The 15959-nt window shown below is 67.4% G+C and carries 16 protein-coding genes, 1 tRNA gene and 1 pseudogene; 15 read left to right on the top strand and 3 right to left on the bottom strand.

Annotated features, from left to right (window positions below; genetic code table 11):
- Positions 1-9 precede the first annotated feature (9 nt).
- The 7 genes from AC4FS1_RS10595 (at position 10) to AC4FS1_RS10565 (ending at position 8582) form a co-directional block, all read left to right on the top strand.
- Positions 10-1614, top strand: coding sequence for an ABC transporter substrate-binding protein (locus tag AC4FS1_RS10595; RefSeq protein WP_491154838.1), 1605 nt, complete (start codon positions 10-12; stop codon positions 1612-1614).
- A gap of 67 nt (positions 1615-1681) precedes the next feature.
- Positions 1682-2530 carry a sugar phosphate isomerase/epimerase family protein gene (locus AC4FS1_RS10590; RefSeq protein ID WP_491154836.1) on the top strand — a complete coding sequence of 283 codons (849 nt, stop codon included), beginning with the start codon at positions 1682-1684 and terminating at the stop codon, positions 2528-2530.
- Positions 2531-2745: 215 nt separating this feature from the next.
- On the top strand, positions 2746-3786 hold the full coding sequence (locus AC4FS1_RS10585; RefSeq protein ID WP_491154835.1) for a LacI family DNA-binding transcriptional regulator: 1041 nt from the start codon (positions 2746-2748) through the stop codon (positions 3784-3786).
- A gap of 165 nt (positions 3787-3951) precedes the next feature.
- Positions 3952-5337 (top strand): aminopeptidase P family N-terminal domain-containing protein, encoded by a 1386-nt coding sequence (locus AC4FS1_RS10580; protein ID WP_491154834.1) that lies wholly within the window; start codon positions 3952-3954, stop codon positions 5335-5337.
- Between the two features lie 14 nt (positions 5338-5351).
- Positions 5352-6848 carry a M81 family metallopeptidase gene (locus AC4FS1_RS10575; RefSeq protein ID WP_491154832.1) on the top strand — a complete coding sequence of 499 codons (1497 nt, stop codon included), beginning with the start codon at positions 5352-5354 and terminating at the stop codon, positions 6846-6848.
- A 37-nt stretch (positions 6849-6885) separates the two neighbouring features.
- The gene (locus AC4FS1_RS10570) at positions 6886-7902 is read left to right on the top strand and encodes a Gfo/Idh/MocA family protein (protein ID WP_491154830.1); all 1017 of its coding nucleotides are present in this window, start codon (positions 6886-6888) and stop codon (positions 7900-7902) included.
- On the top strand, positions 7899-8582 hold the full coding sequence (locus AC4FS1_RS10565; RefSeq protein ID WP_491154828.1) for an HAD family hydrolase: 684 nt from the start codon (positions 7899-7901) through the stop codon (positions 8580-8582). Before AC4FS1_RS10570 ends, AC4FS1_RS10565 begins: the two co-directional genes overlap by 4 nt.
- A 51-nt stretch (positions 8583-8633) precedes the next feature.
- Here AC4FS1_RS10565 and AC4FS1_RS10560 read toward each other — a convergent pair whose 3' ends face one another.
- Together AC4FS1_RS10560 and AC4FS1_RS10555 are read right to left on the bottom strand one after the other, a co-directional pair.
- Complete coding sequence (locus AC4FS1_RS10560; RefSeq protein ID WP_491154826.1) at positions 8634-9404, bottom strand: hypothetical protein; 771 nt, start codon at positions 9402-9404, stop codon at positions 8634-8636.
- 5 nt (positions 9405-9409) lie between these two features.
- The gene (locus AC4FS1_RS10555; protein ID WP_491154825.1) at positions 9410-10363 is read right to left on the bottom strand and encodes an L-lactate dehydrogenase; all 954 of its coding nucleotides are present in this window, start codon (positions 10361-10363) and stop codon (positions 9410-9412) included.
- A gap of 138 nt (positions 10364-10501) precedes the next feature.
- Between AC4FS1_RS10555 and AC4FS1_RS10550 the strand changes: the two genes are divergently transcribed.
- Complete coding sequence (locus AC4FS1_RS10550) at positions 10502-11341, top strand: class II glutamine amidotransferase (protein ID WP_491154823.1); 840 nt, start codon at positions 10502-10504, stop codon at positions 11339-11341.
- Between the two features lie 73 nt (positions 11342-11414).
- Positions 11415-11505: transfer RNA gene (locus AC4FS1_RS10545), tRNA-Ser, on the top strand.
- A gap of 131 nt (positions 11506-11636) precedes the next feature.
- On the opposite strand, the gene AC4FS1_RS10540 is transcribed toward AC4FS1_RS10545, so the two are convergent.
- Positions 11637-12791 (bottom strand): tyrosine-type recombinase/integrase, encoded by a 1155-nt coding sequence (locus AC4FS1_RS10540; protein WP_491154821.1) that lies wholly within the window; start codon positions 12789-12791, stop codon positions 11637-11639.
- A 164-nt stretch (positions 12792-12955) separates the two neighbouring features.
- Between AC4FS1_RS10540 and AC4FS1_RS10535 the strand changes: the two genes are divergently transcribed.
- The 6 genes and pseudogenes from AC4FS1_RS10535 (at position 12956) to AC4FS1_RS10510 (ending at position 15898) form a co-directional block, all read left to right on the top strand.
- On the top strand, positions 12956-13186 hold the full coding sequence (locus AC4FS1_RS10535) for a hypothetical protein (RefSeq protein ID WP_491154820.1): 231 nt from the start codon (positions 12956-12958) through the stop codon (positions 13184-13186).
- Positions 13187-13193: 7 nt separating this feature from the next.
- Positions 13194-13847: pseudogene (locus AC4FS1_RS10530) on the top strand (ParA family protein); the annotation flags it as partial.
- A gap of 6 nt (positions 13848-13853) precedes the next feature.
- On the top strand, positions 13854-14318 hold the full coding sequence (locus AC4FS1_RS10525) for a hypothetical protein (RefSeq protein ID WP_491154818.1): 465 nt from the start codon (positions 13854-13856) through the stop codon (positions 14316-14318).
- Between the two features lie 2 nt (positions 14319-14320).
- Positions 14321-14638, top strand: coding sequence for a glutaredoxin family protein (locus tag AC4FS1_RS10520; protein ID WP_491155702.1), 318 nt, complete (start codon positions 14321-14323; stop codon positions 14636-14638).
- The gene (locus tag AC4FS1_RS10515) at positions 14635-15600 is read left to right on the top strand and encodes a hypothetical protein (protein WP_491154817.1); all 966 of its coding nucleotides are present in this window, start codon (positions 14635-14637) and stop codon (positions 15598-15600) included. Before AC4FS1_RS10520 ends, AC4FS1_RS10515 begins: the two co-directional genes overlap by 4 nt.
- A gap of 43 nt (positions 15601-15643) precedes the next feature.
- Positions 15644-15898: a hypothetical protein gene (locus AC4FS1_RS10510; RefSeq protein WP_484507977.1), complete on the top strand. Its 255-nt coding sequence runs from the start codon at positions 15644-15646 to the stop codon at positions 15896-15898.
- The last annotated feature ends 61 nt before the right edge of the window (positions 15899-15959 follow it).

Below are 15959 nucleotides of genomic sequence, written 5' to 3'. Positions count from 1 at the left end.
CAACCACCTATGTTCGCATCTCCGAAATTCCGCCAACCGAGCCGGCGCAGGCGCGGCCTCGCCGTCGTCGGCGCCGCCAGTGCCGTCGCTCTTCTTCTCACCGCGTGCGGGGGTGGGGGAGATGCGGGCAGCACCGAAGGTGAAGAAGACGACAGCCCGAAGGTCCTGACCGTCGCCTCCACCGTTCCGCCGGTGAGCCTCGACCCGTACCTGCAGAACGTCGACCCGCAGAACAACTGGTTCATCAACCTCGCCTACGACTCGCTGATCCGCATCTCACCCGAGGGTGAGCTCATCCCGGACCTCGCGACCGAGTGGGAGTTCCTGGACGAAAGCAACCAGGAGCTCGAGCTCACTCTCCGCGAGGGAGTGACCTTCTCCGACGGCGAAGAGATGACCCCCGAGGGTGTCATCGCATCGCTGGAGTACGCTCGCGCGAGCGGCGTCAACGCTCCCACGTACTGGGACTCGCTCGAGTCCATCACGGTCAGCGGAGAGAACACGATCCTCTTCGAGAGCTCGGCTCCCAACCCCGCGCTGCCCGCCATGCTGAGCAACCGCGTCCTGCTCGGCTCGGTCATCAGCCCGGCTGGACTGGAAGACCCCGAGGCACTCAAGAGCAACACCTTCGGTGCCGGTCCTTACGTTCTCGACAGCGAGCGCACGGTCGCCAACGACACGTACGTCTACACGCCGAATGAGGAGTACTGGGACCAGGAACGCATCGCCTGGGACGAGGTCGTCATCAAGGTCGTCGCCAACTCCGCCGCTGCCCTTCAGGCAGTGCAGAACGGTGAGGCCGACCTGACGCGCGGTGACGCTGCGACCTACGAAGCGGCCACAGCAGCGGGCCTGCACGTCGAGCTGGTCGGTCTCGGTCTTCTGGGTGTCAACTTCGTCGACCGCGCGGGTGAGGTCGTTCCTGAGCTCGCCGACGTGCGCGTCCGCCAGGCGCTGAACTATGCCATCGACCGCGAGAGCATCGCAAAGGCAGCGTTCGGTGACACGGCCACGGCGGGCTCCCAGCTCGCGCTCTCGGACACGCTCGGGTTCGACGAAGAGGTCAACGAGGCCTACCCGTATGACCCGGACCGTGCGCGAGACCTGCTCGCCGACGCGGGCGTCGATGGACTGAGCTTCACCGTCGGCGTGGACCAGACCAGCCCCACGGCTGACATCCTCATGCAGGCCGTGGTCCAGAACTGGGCCGACATCGGGGTCGACGCGACCCTCGAGGTGTACTCCGACAAGGGCCAGGCCGTCGGCGACATCCTCGCCAAGAAGTTCCCGGTGACGTACTACGGTTACGGCCAGCTCACCCCGTTCACGGTGATGAACAGCTTCTACGGTGGCGTGAACCAGTACAACCCGTTCGAGGTCCGCGACCCCGAACTGGACGCACTGCGTCAGGCGTCTCTGGCAGCGCCGGTGGACGAACAGCAGGAAGCCATCGCCGACGTGTACCGCTACGCGACGGAGGAGCTCGCCTGGACGGGCAACATCCTGCACAGCTCCTACCCGTACATCTCGGACGACACGAAGATCACGGGAACCGCGCACGTGCCCACCGCGGGAACCGCGGACCTCGCGTGGTTCGTCGTTCCGGCGAGCTGACGACGGAGTAACCGGCGGGGCCGGGCGAGGAACTCGCCCGGCCCCGCTTTCACGCTTGGAGCCCCGCATGTTTACTGTTCTCAGCGCCCGACGGCTGCTGTTCGACGCGACCTTCGACCGGCTCGTCGATCTCGCCGTCCGTTACGACTACGCGGGCGTCGACCCCTCCGTGCATCTGCTCTCGTCGCTGACCGAGGGTGAGCGCGGTGGTGCCACAGAGGCCGTTCGCGAGGCCGGGCTGGCATGGGGCGTGGGAACCCTGCCGATCCGCGTGGGCGAGGGGTCCGACGGCGATTTCGCCGACCGGCTCGCGGGCTTCCGCAGCCTCGCCCCCCTGCTGTCGGAGGTGGGAGTGACAACCCTCGGAACCTGGTTCGCGCCTGCCGGAGACGTCCTGCCCTACGGGGAGAATTTCCGGTTGCACGTGGACCGTCTCAACCAGCTCGGTCGCATCCTCGAGGAGCACAGGCTTCGCCTGGCCCTGGAGTACGTCGGCCCGTCCACCTGGCGTCGCGGGAAGCGTTACGAGTTCGTCCATGACATGGGCGGGATGCGGGAACTGATCGGCGCGACACAACGGCCTACCGCCTTCGGCCTTCTGGTGGACGCGTTCCACTGGTTCACCGCCGGGGACACCGTGGCGGACATCCTCGCTTTGGACTCCGGTGAGGTCCTGGGCGTCGACCTGGACGATGCGCCGACGGGGGTGCCGGTCGCGGAGCAGCAGGACCTCGAGCGTGCACAGCCGGCGTCGACCGGTGTGATCGACACCGCGGGACTGGTGGGAGCGCTGCGCCGGATCGGCTACGACGGTCCGGTCATGGCGGAACCGTTCAGCACCGCCCTGGCCGCTCAGCCGGAGGAAGATCGCGTACGCGATGCCCGCGCCGGCCTGCGGCGTGCACTGGCGGGATGAGGCCTGTCCGCGGGGCCCGCGTGCTCCGTTCCGCTCCACGTCGATGGGGTACTATTCGGCGCACGCGCCAACCGCGCGGGGCGCCTGCTCTTTCGTGGGCGTCGGACATCCGCACCTGAAACCGCACATGGAGGAACGGCCGCCGTTGCGCAACACTGCGCTACGATCGGTGTGCGCGGGCACGTCCCGCGTCCGAGTTGGAGGTAGAGGGGCCCTTGAGCGACAGTCGCGCCGTCGGTGAGCGTCAGCCGAGTTTGCACGATATCGCCGCATCCGCGTCCGTCTCGGTGTCCACGGTCTCGAGGTATCTCGCCGGCCAGCTGGCACTGAAGGCCCAGACCGAGGCGAGGGTGCTGCAGGCCATCCGCGAACTCGGCTACACGAGGACCCCCCGGACCAGTCGCAACGCCGAATCGCGCCGTGGCGTCATCGGTCTCGTCGTGCCCCAGATCGGCAACTCCTACTTCGGCCGCATCGCCGACGCCGTCGTGAAGGTGGCCGAGCGCCAAGGCGCGTCGGTGCTCATCTGTTCGACGCTGAACCACGCGCGAAAGCAGCTCGACTACGTCGACACGCTGGCCGCGATCAACGTCGCGGGCATCATCTACGCGGGGAATTTCTCCTCCAACCGGCGGCTCGCGGAACTCATCGACGAGGGGCGGCCGGTCGTGGTGATCGACGAGGCCCTCGACGACGCGCCGCCCGTCGATTCCGTGCTGGTCGACGATTATGCCGGGGCCTACCAAGCGGTGACCTACCTCACGAATCTCGGTCACCGACGAGTAGCACTGGTCACCGGCCCCCAGCACCTCCGCTCCGTCCAGGAGCGCACTCGGGCATTCCGGGATGCACTCTCCCGCGCGGGTCTCCCCGTCGAGACCCAGCTGGTGCTGCACGGGACCTTCAACACGGAGTGGGGCGTCACAGCCCTCTCCCACCTGCTGGCCGCCGAGGAGCCGCCCACTGCGGTGTTCGCCGCCAGCGACACGATCGCGTTGGGCGTGATGAGCGCCGCGCGTTCGCTGGGGGTCCGGATCCCGGAAGATCTCTCCGTGGTCGGGTTCGACGACATCCCCGACGCCGCCCTGGTGACCCCGGGGCTGACGACGGTACGGACACCCGTCGACAGCATGGCTGCCAACGCCGTGGAGCTGCTGATGAACCGTATCGACGACGTGCAGCGCCCCGTCACCAATGCCGTGATCGGCGTGGCTCTGGTGCAGCGTGAATCGTGCATCGCGTTCGAAGCGACATGACCCCGACCGGCCGAGCGAGGCTGTTGTGTGCGGACGAAAATCATTGCGCAATGTTTTGACAACACTTGGGTTCTCGGCGAGACTGAGAGCACCAGAACCGGCGTCCTGGTCGACCCGTTGAGGTCGACCGCCCGGTCGGTGCGATCCCGCGGAACAGGAGTGGTTATGGCGTCATGGGGTTTCGAACTCAAGGAGATCGCTCTTCCGGCATTCGAGGCAGCGCGCGACGTGCCCACCGTCCCCGCCGCGACGTACGAACGGCGACTGTCGCGCGTGTACGAGGCGATGGAGCGCCGCGGCCTGGATGCCGTGGTCCTCTACGCCGACCGTGAGCACTTCGCGAACATGGCGTTTCTGACCGGATTCGACCCCCGATACGAGGAAGCGCTGCTGGTCCTCATCCCGGGGCGCACGCCGCGGCTGATCGTCGGCAACGAAGACGTCGCGTACGCAGACATCGTCCCCTACGAGATCGATGTCGTGCGGTTGGCGAAGCTGAGTCTGGTCGGCCAGCCCGACCCCGGCGACGTCACGATGAGCTCGCTGCTGCGCGATGCGGGGCTCGCGGACTCCGCCGTGCGGAACGTCGGGCTCGTGGGGTGGAAGTACTGGACGGGCGCGGAGGCGACCGGCTGGATCGACGTGCCGCACTTCGTCGTGACCGAGGTCGCAGCCTTCGTGGAGTCCTACGTCAACGCGACCGACATCTTCGTGGGTCTGGAAGACGGCATCCGGTACGACAACGACGTTCATCAGATCGCCTACTTCGAGTTCGCGGCCAGCCACGCCTCCCAGGCCGTCTCCCGCGTCATCCACGGCGTGCGTCCGGGCATGACCGAGTTGGAGGCCTCTCAGCTTCTCAACCCGGTGATGCTTCCGTTCAACTACCACCCCACGATGCTGGGCGGTCCGAACACGCGGTACGGGGTGGCCAGCCCCGGCGGGCGCGAACTGCAGGTCGGCGATCCGGTCGCCACGGGGCTGGGACTGTGGGGGAGCAATACCGCTCGCGCCGGGTTCCTGGTCGAGAGTGCGGATCAGCTGCCCGAAGGCGCCACCGATTATCTGGAGAAACTCGTCGTACCCTATTACGCGACGGCAGCCGCGTGGTACGAGACGATTCGCATCGGTCTCACCGCGGGGGAACTCTACGACGTCACGTACTCGCGGATCGGGGACCCGTTCTACGGGGTATACCTCAACCCCGGCCATTTCATCGGGCTCGACGAATGGCCCGGCTCGCCGGTGCGCTCGGGCTCGCAGGTCGCCTTCGCGTCGGGCTCCGCGGTGCAGCTCGACATCATCCCGATGCCCGCGCCCCCCTATCACACGGCCCAGATCGAGGACGGGATCGTGCTGGCCGACGCCGAGCTCCGCGCCCAGCTGGAGAGCACCTATCCCGGCACCTGGGCGCGCATCCAGGGGCGCCGTTCCATGCTCGCAGAGACGTTCGGGATCTCCCTGCACGACGAGGTCCTTCCCCTGTCGAACACCGCGGGCTGGCTCACGCCGTTCTGGCTCGCACCCCACCTCGCCATGGCCCGCAGCTGACGGAGGACGTGTCGATGCGAATCGCAATCGCCGGTATCGGCACCGAGTCGGACACGTTCTCCCTGGACCGGGCTGCCGAGCAGTACTTCCTGCAGCAGCGGGGCGCCGAGCTTCTCGAGCAGTACGAGTGGCCGGCGCGGCTCGGCGAGACCGTCGAGGGGGTCACCTGGATCCCTCTGCTTCGAGCGATGGCCGCTGCGGCGGGCCCGGTCGTGCCGGCCGTGTACGACTCGTTCGAAGAGGAGATCCTCGACGGTCTGCGCCACAACGGTCCCTTCGACGGCGTCTACCTCGATCTGCACGGAGCCATGACGGTCGACGGCCGCGACCGCGCCGAGGAGAACTTCGTCCGGAAGGTGCGCGAGATCGTCGGCCCGGACGCGATCCTGTCAGCGTCGATGGACCCCCACGGCAACATGTCCGAAGAGCTCGCCGGCTTGCTCGACCTGGCTGCGGTGCACCGGCACGCCCCCCACATCGACACGTGGGCCACCCGTGAGCGGGCGGTGCGCGTCCTCATCGAGACGATCCGGCACGGCCGGCCCCCGATCAAGGCGTGGGTGCGCGTGCCTGTTCTGCTCCCGGGGGAGCGGACGAGCACCGTTTACGAGCCGGCTGCGTCGGTGTTCGGGTCCCTCGTCCCCGCTATCGCGCGTCACGGGGTGGTCGACGCCGGGATCTGGGTCGGTTTCGTATGGGCGGATGAGGCACGGTGCACGGCATCCGTGCTCGTGACGGGCTACGACGAGGCTGCCGTCCTGGCCTGTGCGCGGGAACTCGCCGGGGAGTACTGGGACGCGCGGCGCGACTTCGGGATCGTCAGCGAGCGCTATGGCTCCTACGACGAGGCGATCGACTATCTGGTCCAGGAGAGTCCGCCCGCCCCGCTGTATATCAGCGACTCGGGGGACAACATCACCGCGGGGGCGTCCGGCGACGTGAGTTACGCGCTCGCGCGGACCGTCGAGCGCGACGATCTCGCCGCATCCGGCAAGCTCGTCCTGATCGCGGGGCTGTGGGACCCTGCCGCCGTCGACGCAGCGGAAGCCGTCGGCGTGGGCGGGACGATCGACCATCCGCTGGGCTCGATGGTCGATGACCGTTTCTCCGGTCCGGTACCCGGCCAGTGGCGGGTCGAGCGGTACATCGAGGGCGCGTTCGACGACGGCGTCGTGGGGGTGCTCCTGTCCCGGGGCAACGTGCACATCACGGCGCAGCGCTTCCGCAGCCCCTTCCTTCGTGCGACCGAGCCCGCCTTCGTGAAACGGCCGATGCAGGGCCAGGCATTCATCGAGCCCGGCGGCTACGACGCGGTTGTGGTGAAGAACGGCTACCTCTTCCCGGGGCAGACCCAGGATGCGGGCAGTCAGTTCATGGCGATCACCCCCGGCGCCACGGATCTGGACTTCACGCGGCTCGAATACACCCGCCTCGAGCACCCGATCTTTCCGTTCGACGAGGACTTCGAGGCGGATCTGACGCCACGGGTCGTCGCGCGCAGCGGCGCATGAGCCCGCGGGCGCAGGGTCTGCGATCACGGGGGTCGGTATGACAACGAGGACGATCCGCTGGGGTGTCCTCGGGACGGGGCTCATCGCCCACAAGCAGACCGCCGACCTGGTGGGCAACGGCTTCTCGGTGGCGGCCGTGGGGTCTCGAAGCGCCGACACCGCCGAATCCTTCGCGCGTGCCTACGACATACCGCGGGCGCATGCGAGTTATGCGGCGCTCCTCCAGGACGACATGGTCGACGTCGTCTACATCGCCACACCACCCGTGCAGCACTTCGATATCGCGCGGGCGGCGCTGGAGAGCGGCAAGCACGTCCTCCTGGAGAAGCCGTTCACGGTCAATGCGCGACAAGCGCGGCTGCTCGCCGCCATCGCCCTCGAGAACCGCGTCGTGCTGATGGAGGCGATGTGGACCCGATTCCTGCCCCATATGGTCCGCATCCGCGAGATCGTCCGCGCCGGGACGCTCGGTGAGATCCGCCTCGTCACCGCCGACGACGGTCGGCGCCTGCCTCAGGACCCCGGCTTCCGTCTGAACCAGCGCGCGGCCGCCGGTGGCTCGATCCTCGATCTGGGTGTTTACCCCGTGAACTTCGCGCACAGCATCCTGGGCGTACCCGCACGGATTCAGGCCACGGGGATCATCTCCGAGGAGGGGGTGGATCGCCACACCGCGGTACTGCTGTCGTTCGACAACGGCGCGGCGGCTCTGGGGCACTCGGCGATCGATGCCACCGGCCCCAACCGCGCCGCCATCGTCGGTACCCACGGGCGGATCGAGATCGACCCCGTCTGGTATGCCTCGACGTCCTTCCGGGTATGGGATGCGGACGGGTCGGTCGTGGAGGAATTCGAGAAGACTCTGAAACCCCGAGGGATGCAGTACCAGGCCTGGGAGATGGAGCGCCTCATCCAGGAGGGGCGGCTGGAGAGCGACGTGATGCCGCTCGGCGAGACCGTGGAGGTGATGGAGACGCTCGACTCCGTGCGTCGCATCGTGGGCGTGAGGTTCGACGCCGACGAACAGGCAGACCCTTCCACGACGGACATATGACGTCGCCGCGCGGGGACGGCCCTTCGCGGCGCGCGCGTCGAGCGGCTCTCTGGGACCTGGACGGCACGATCCTCGACACCGAGCATCACTGGGCGGCGGCCAAGGCCGATGTGGCGAGCGCCTTGGGGATCCCGTGGTCGGACGAGGACGCGCGGTGGTCGGTCGGTCGTCCGACGAACGCCTACGCCGCGCGGATGGCGGGTCGCGCGGGTGGGGGGTCGGTGCCGGAGATCGGCGCCATGATCTCCGCGCAGGTGGCCGCCCGACTCCAGCGCGAACCGGCCCTGCGTCCTGGAGCCGCCCGCCTCCTGGCCGAGTTGCGTGCGAACGGGTGGGCCTCCGCCCTCGTGACCATGGCGGGCCGGGCCGTGGCCGAAGCCGCCGAGTCCGTCATCGGCCACCGGTTCGACGCCATCATCGCCGGGGAGGACGTGGTCGAGTCGAAACCCCACCCCGAACCGTATCTCCGCGCCATGGAAGCACTCGGCCTGGGAGCGGATGACTGCGTGGCGATCGAGGATTCCGAACGCGGCGCCGCCAGCGCCGAAGCGGCGGGACTCGTGGTGGCGTGCGTGCCCTCCTCCCCTGACGCGATCCGTCCGCGGGAGGGGCGGCGGTTCTTCGGCAGCTTGGACGAGCTCTCCGTAGACACCTTGACCGAGCTGCGCCGGCCGCGCTGAGCGCCGCGCCGTCCGAGCCGGGCGGCGGGCCGCCGTGGGGTCGTGCGCGAGTCAGTCGGGAAACCCGGACGGCTCCTCGAACAGGCTGTCGAACAGCCGGTCGCGCTCTTGGATGCGGCGACGCAGCTCTGTCTGCGCGTCGGCGATCAGCGCCTCGTCGAGCGGGATGCTGTCGACCCTGCTTCGTCCGTGCTGCCGCGCAACGTACGCATCGAGCTCAGGACCAGACTCCCACGACGTGATGAGGCTGTAGCGCGGACCCTCCCCGCGGTGCCACACCGCGTGCCAGAAGCGCTGCGTGTCGACGATGACCCGCGAGCCGGCAGGGAGCGGAAGGCGCACCTCGGACGCGGGATCGAACCTGTCCTCCCGCAGGAGGAGGAGGGAATCAGGGTCGTCGGTGAGGTTGAAGTACCCGCGCACCACCCATCCCGTGCCCTCGGGATTCATTCGGTTGTTGTCATCGTGGTGCAGGTTCCACACCGCATCCGCGTAGGTGTTGGGCTGCAGCTCGACCACGCGGCAGCGTCCGACGTTGGCGCCTGGTTCCTTCGCCCGGGCAGTCAGGACCGGCGCCTTGGCCACCTGAGACGCGATCCACACGCCGTTCTTGTCGGTTCGCGGGGGAGTGTGGTTCCAGAATCCGTTGCACTCGATCTCCCCGGCATAACTCGTCAGGGGAGCGAATCGCGTGATGCCCGACGAGCGCCAGTTCACGTACTCCAGGCCCAACCACTCGGGCGGGTCGGCGGCCTGGTCGTACGCATCGAGAACCGCGTAGCCGGTGTGTTCGAGGATCGGCAGGGTGACGTACGCGGACATCCGCGTTATCCCCTGAGCGACCGCGCCACGGTGGCCAGCGCATCCCCCGAACGACGGAGCAGGGTCAGTTCGTCTTCGGAGAACGACGTCTCCCGGATCGGGACAGCACCGGATGCGCTGACGATCGACGGCACCGACAGTGCGACACCGTCGAGTCCGTGGAAGTCATTCAGAACGGTGCTCACGGGCAGAACCGCGTGCTCGTCGCGCAGGATCGCCTCGATGATCCGGGCGCTCGAGAGGCCGATCGCGTAGTTCGTGGCGCCCTTGCCCTGGATGACCTTGTACGCCGCATCCCGCACGTCGACGGCGATGCTGTCGAGCTCCTCCACGCTCATCCTCGGGTGGCCAGGCGCCTCCCAGTCGAGGATCGGGACAGTGCCGATCGTCGCGCGCGACCACAGGGGGAACTCCGTGTCCCCGTGCTCACCCACGATGTAGGCGTGCACGTTCGACGTGGACACGCCGGCGCGTTGCGCGAGCTTCCAACGAAGCCGCGACGTGTCGAGCACGGTTCCCGAGGAGAAGATGCGCTCAGGCGGCAGGTTGGTGGCCTCCCGTGCGAGCACGGTGAGCACATCGCACGGGTTGGTCACGATGACGTAGATCGCGTCGGGAGCGACCTCGAGCAGCTGCGGCAGCATCGTCTGGATGATCCGGGCGTTCACCTCGGCGAGCTCGATACGGGTCTGCCCGGGGTTCTGCTTCGCGCCGGCGGTGATCACGACGACATGCGAGCCGGCGGCAACCGAGATGTCGCTTCCGCCGACGATGTCGCTCGATCCGGTGAACTGTGTGCCGTGGGCGAGGTCGAGCACCTCGGCCTCCACCTTCGCGGTCGCGATGTCGTAGAGGGCGACGTGGCGGGCTGATCCGCGGATGAGCGCGGCGTACGCCACGCTCGACCCGACGCTGCCCGCACCCACGACGGTCACCTTGGAGTTCTCAATCACGCTCATGGTGTTCAGTCTCGCAGGGGCGTCGTCGCCCGGCTATGGGGTCCCGGGCGGGCGGCATGGCGGTGGGCGGATGCCCGCCGTACGATGCACGCGAGTGCGCCACCATCGGCGCGCGCGAGACGCCGACGTACGGGAGCGATGATGTGTCGCTGGCTGGCCTACTCGGGGGAGCCGCTGGAGCCGTCGGCCCTCGTCCTGGATCCGCAGCATTCGGTGGTCGCGATGTCGCTGAACTCATCGATGGGCACCGAGACCGTCAACGGCGACGGCTTCGGGCTGGGGTGGTATCCCGCGGATGCTGCGCGCCCGCCGCATCCGTCGCTCTTCCGGGGTATCGAGCCGGCGTGGCACGACGAGAACCTCCGCGAGATCTGCCGCTCGGTCCGCAGCCCGCTGTTCTTCGCGCATGTGCGAGCGGCCGCCGGTCCGCCCATCCAACGGACCAATTGCCACCCCTTCCGGCACGACAACCTGCTGTTCATGCACAACGGCTCGATCGCCGGCTTCCCGCTGTTCAAACGCGAACTCGTCCTCGCCATCGATCCCGTGCTCTACCCGCTGATCCTCGGAACCACCGACACGGAGGTACTGTTCCACCTCGCCCTGACCTATGGATTGGCCCACGACCCGATCGGTGCGATGGCCGAGGCGATCCGCACGGTGGAAGAGGCGGGACGTGCCGCCGGGGTGCCGTTTCCCCTGCGCGGCACCGTCGCGATCGCCGATGGCGAGAAGGTGTGGGCGTTCCGGTATTCCTCGAAGGGGCGGTCACCCACCCTGTTCCACTCTGCGGACATGCCGACGCTCCGCCGCATGTTCCCGGATCTCGAACGCCTTTCCCGGTTCGGCGACGAAGCCCGGATCATCGTCTCGGAGCCGCTCAACGATCTCCCCGGCGCCTTCTTGGAGGTGCCGGAGTCGACCGTCATCGTCGTCGACCGTTCCGGATATCACCGCGAGGAGTTCCTCCCCGCGTGAGCAGGATCGGTCGCCGAACAGCGCGGCAGATGCCGATTGGCGGGGCGGCGGCGCGTGACATAAACTCGTCGGCGGTGACGTGTCCGAGCGGCCGAAGGTGCAACTCTCGAAAAGTTGTGTAGGGTAACCCCCTACCGTGGGTTCAAATCCCACCGTCACCGCCATCGTCGAAGCCCCGCGAACCCTTGGAAACACTGGGATCGCGGGGCTTTCGTCTTGCCTCTTTCCGCTTCGTGGGAAAGATTTGGGAAAAACCGCTTCGCGGAGCGCCCAAAGAGTATCCGGCTGACCGGCCTCACAGACCGCGTGCCGCGTCCCCGGGCGAGCCTGGGGAAGGCATCGGAGGCAGTATCGCCGACGGACGTGTTGGTGCGCCCCGCTCCTGCTGTTCCTGGACGACGACGACCGCAGCATGGCGGGCGCTCGTGAGGGCCTGAGCCACGTAGTCGAGGTCATCGTCGAAGAGGTCGGCGTAGGTGTCGAGGGTCATGGCGGCCGATGCGTGCCCGAGCATGCGCTGAACGGCTTTGACGTTCGCTCCGGCGCTGATCGCAAGGCTCGCTGCCGTGTGGCGCAGGTCGTGCGGGGTGATACGAGGGAAAGTTGGGTCGACGCGCATTGCGCGGCGCACGGCAGCGGCAAACCATCCGTCGCGGGAGTTCGGCAGTCGTTGCGGCTCGGAGCCGTTCCCGAAGAGAAGATGCTCAGGGCGCTTGAGGTGCAGTTGCAGTCGGATGAGGTCCTCGAGAAACTCCGGGTACGGCACGGAGCGTGTGGCATGGGTCTTCGGGGTACCCGTCACGACCGCGCCGTTCACCATGACGGCGTTCTCCTGAACATTCACTCGACGACGACTCAGGTTGACGTCGGCAACTCGGAGGCCTGTCGCCTCGCCCCATCGCAGTCCCGTGTACGCCAAGAAGTAGACGACCGTCGGGTGCAGCGCCTGGCTTGCGAGCAGGTCCACCTGGCCATGGCTTAGGTACACCCGCCGCTTGGGGGTTTTCCTGGGCAGCCTGATCCCGCGTGCAGGATTGTCGGTGAGCCGGCGGTCACGCACCGCCACATCGAGGACGGCGGCGAGTACTCCGTAGGCGCGGATCGTGGTCGTCGCTTTGCGTCGGCCAGCGATCTCCGTCACCCACGCACGGATATCGCTATATCTGACGGCGTCGAGGCGTACGTCGGCCCATCGAGGACCAACGTGGGTGCGCCATGCGGATTGCAGGGCATGCATCGACGACGGTTTGAGGACGGCTGCCTGATCCAGCAGCCACGACTCGGCGAGTTCGCCGATGGTCACCCGGGAGTCTGCGGGGTCAACGAAGGCCTTCTTTGAGATGGAGACACTGACTTCAGCAAGGAAGTGCTGCGCATCGACTTTCGTGTGGAAGCCGCGCTTGTTGCCCTGTGAGCCATCTGGCTTTCGGTAGCGCACCAGGTAGCGCATGCCCTGCGTCGTCTTGTACTTGTGGACGCTTCCCACGGCTCGCCTTTCTGCCCGCCACCAGGCCGGTCTGAGTGGTTCTTTCAAATATCCACTCTTGACTAAGTGGATACGTGAGTTACACACTCATGTCAATACCTCCCTCCCCTGGTGAACAGGAGCACCTGATGGTGATGACGAATGGGCATGGGCCGCAGTTGGAACCCGGCGAGTATCTGACCCCGGAACAGGTCGCGGCGATCCTGCCGGGTCTGACGCTCAACTCGCTCGCGGTGCGACGACATCGGCACCAGGAGCCGACCTTCTGCCGCTTGGGCCGGACGATCCTGTATCCCCGGGACGGCATCGAGAAGTGGGTCGAAGCGGCGACGGTGGAGGCGCGTCATCGTGGGCGGTGATACCCCGCGTGTCGTCGCTATCGCGAACCAGAAGGGTGGCGTGGGAAAGACCACCGTGGCGATGCAACTAGCCGCGTCGCTGGCGCGCCGCTTCGCGGTGCTGCTCGTCGACGTGGACCCGCAGCAATCCGCCTCGTGGTGGGCCGAGAACGCCGGCGCAGCGTTGCCGTTCGACTACGCCGCGATCCCCGCGTACGAGGACGTCGCTCGTCTCCGTGGACTCGGCGCTCGATACGACATCGTCATCGCCGACACCCCCGGCAGCTTGGAGGACACCCGCACTCTTGAGACCGTCCTCAGCTCGGCGGACTTCGTCATCGTTCCCCTACCGCCCGAGCCGCTCGCAGTCGGCCCGACGGTGCGCACCATCGATCGGTTGGTCAGGCCGCGTGGTGTGCCGTACGCGGTGTTGATGAATCGGATCGATCCGCGCGTGCCACACCAGTTGCTGGATCTCGAGCGCCTCATCGATACCCGTCTCGAGTCGCCCCGCTTCGCGGCGTATCTCCGTCAGTATCTGCTGCACGCGCACGCATCCCTGAGCGGGGAAGTGATCACGGCGGTCCCGGATACACGTCGTACCTCGAAGGCGATCTCGGACGTCACCGCCGTCGCCTACGAGCTGGTGGGCCGGCTTGCTTCTACACGGATGGCGGGGTGACGTGTGATGGCTCGCATCGATCTAGCCAGCCAGTTCACCGACGTGCGCTCACGGGTCGCGACGCAACCGACGACCCCGACGAACGCGGACACGACCGATGGCCCGAGGTACCGGCTTCTCACCCGCAAGGAGACTCTCCTTCGCGCCGATCAGCTCACGAGTCTGGCTGCCCTGGCCCGGCACAGGATGAGGCAGCGACGTGTGCGGACGGAGCGCATCACCGAGAACACCCTCGTGCGCATCGCAGTCGACCTGCTCCTCGATAACCAGGATCTCCTCGATGGCTCCACCGAGGAGGAACTAGCCGACTCAATCCTCGGGAACGTCGCCCGCCTCGGCGACCGACACAGCAGCTCCACGCCGCTCCCGACATCGGACAGCTCGGAGGAGACCCCGGCAGTCCCGGACTACGGGGGTGCCGGACTTTCGGAGCCCGATCCTTCGCAACTGGCGAAGGGTCGGCGATCATGACGATCTCTGTCACGGTCTACTCGACTGGGCCACAGTGCAAACAGTGCTGGGCGACCTGCGTCGCCCTGGACCGCCTCGGTGTGAAAACAACGGTGGTCGATCTTTCGGACTCCGGAAGTGACGCAGCCCGGGAGTTCGTGACTTCGGACCTCGGGTACTCCCAGGCCCCCGTCGTGGTGGTCGATGGCGAGCCGGGGAACCACTGGAGCGGATTCCGGCCGGACCTGATCGAGAGACTCGCGGAACGCGCCGGCGGCCCGATACGGACCTCGCTTGCGGTACCGCGTCGAGCCGCCGACGGGTCGAGGGGGCTGAGATGACCCAGGCGGACAACTCTGCGGCGGACCGAGCAGAGGCGCAGGAACGGGAAAGGGAGTCGGCGCGTCGCTGGCGGGCCGCGAACCGGGAGAAGATCGCCGAGCAGAGGCGCGCTTATAGGGCGGAACACGGCGAGGATATCCGCGAGAAGCGTCGCGAGTACTACCAGAAGGTCGTGAAGCCGCGTGAGCGCAATCGAAGGAAGCGCTACGCGGCGTGGCGACGTCGTGTGCAGGCGGACCCCGACCGGGCACGGCAGCTCGCACGCGAGAACCAGCTTCGCTACGTAGAGCGCCAGCTGGCTGCTGATCCTGAGGGTTACCGTCGGAGGCGGAGGGAGCAAGCGCGGGCGTACTGGACGAAGAACCGCGAGAAGCTCAACGCGCAGAAGCGAGAGCGGTACCTCCGCGACCCGGAGCGGATGCGTGCGGCTTCCCGTGCCTACCTTGAGAGGAACCGGGACGCTGTGCGGCAGCAACGGCGCGAGTACTACCAAGCAAACCGGGAGAAGATCCTCGCCGCGAACCGCCGGTGGAAACAGCGCGAACGGCACCGTCGAGCCAATGGCCTCCCGCCGAACCGGCTGCACGAAGTCTCCGGTCCGGAGAGGCTACGGAACCGCGCCGCCGCGGACGCTTTCTTCTCGCGCCGCAGGACGGCGGAGGAGATCGAAAACCTCAAGCTCGGAGGGCCGACCCCGGAGCACCTTATCCAGGCATGGAACCAGGAATCAGAGCGGGCTCGCGCTGTGCATCGCCATCACGAGGACAAGGCGATCCAGGAGCGTGTTGTGCAGGAACGACAAGCGCTACGCGAGAAACAGGCGGTGGAGGAGGCTCGGATGGACGCCATCGCCCGCGTCATCAACGACCGACTCCGCACGCAGCCGTGTACCCGACAGGCGCCGCAGACACACCAATCGCCCCCTCCTCCGTCCGCCCTTCCACGACCCCGCGGCCTCTGACCGGCGAGCGGCCCTACGCTCAAACCAACACGAAGGAACCCTCATGATTGACCGTGCAATCACCGAAGCCGTCACGTACCGCGTCGCCGTCGCCGCGCTCTCGTACTACGACGGCAAGGAAGACACGCAGCCCGGCTACAGCTTGCGCGATGATGTTCGCTGGTGCCTCGAACCCCTCAAGGGTGAGGTCTCATCCGCCGCTGAGACCACCTTCACGTGGCTCGTCAGCAGCACCATCACCGACCCCACCGCCAACCGCGAACGCCTCTCCAACGGCCTCGCCGCAGTGAGCACCTAACCCGCCGCAAGCAATGCACGGGGGCTGCGCCGGCATTAACCGCGTAGTTCGGCGCTGCTCC

The organism is Microbacterium sp. Z12_35 (assembly GCF_058310475.1).
This window is presented reverse-complemented; position numbering and strand designations above follow the sequence as displayed.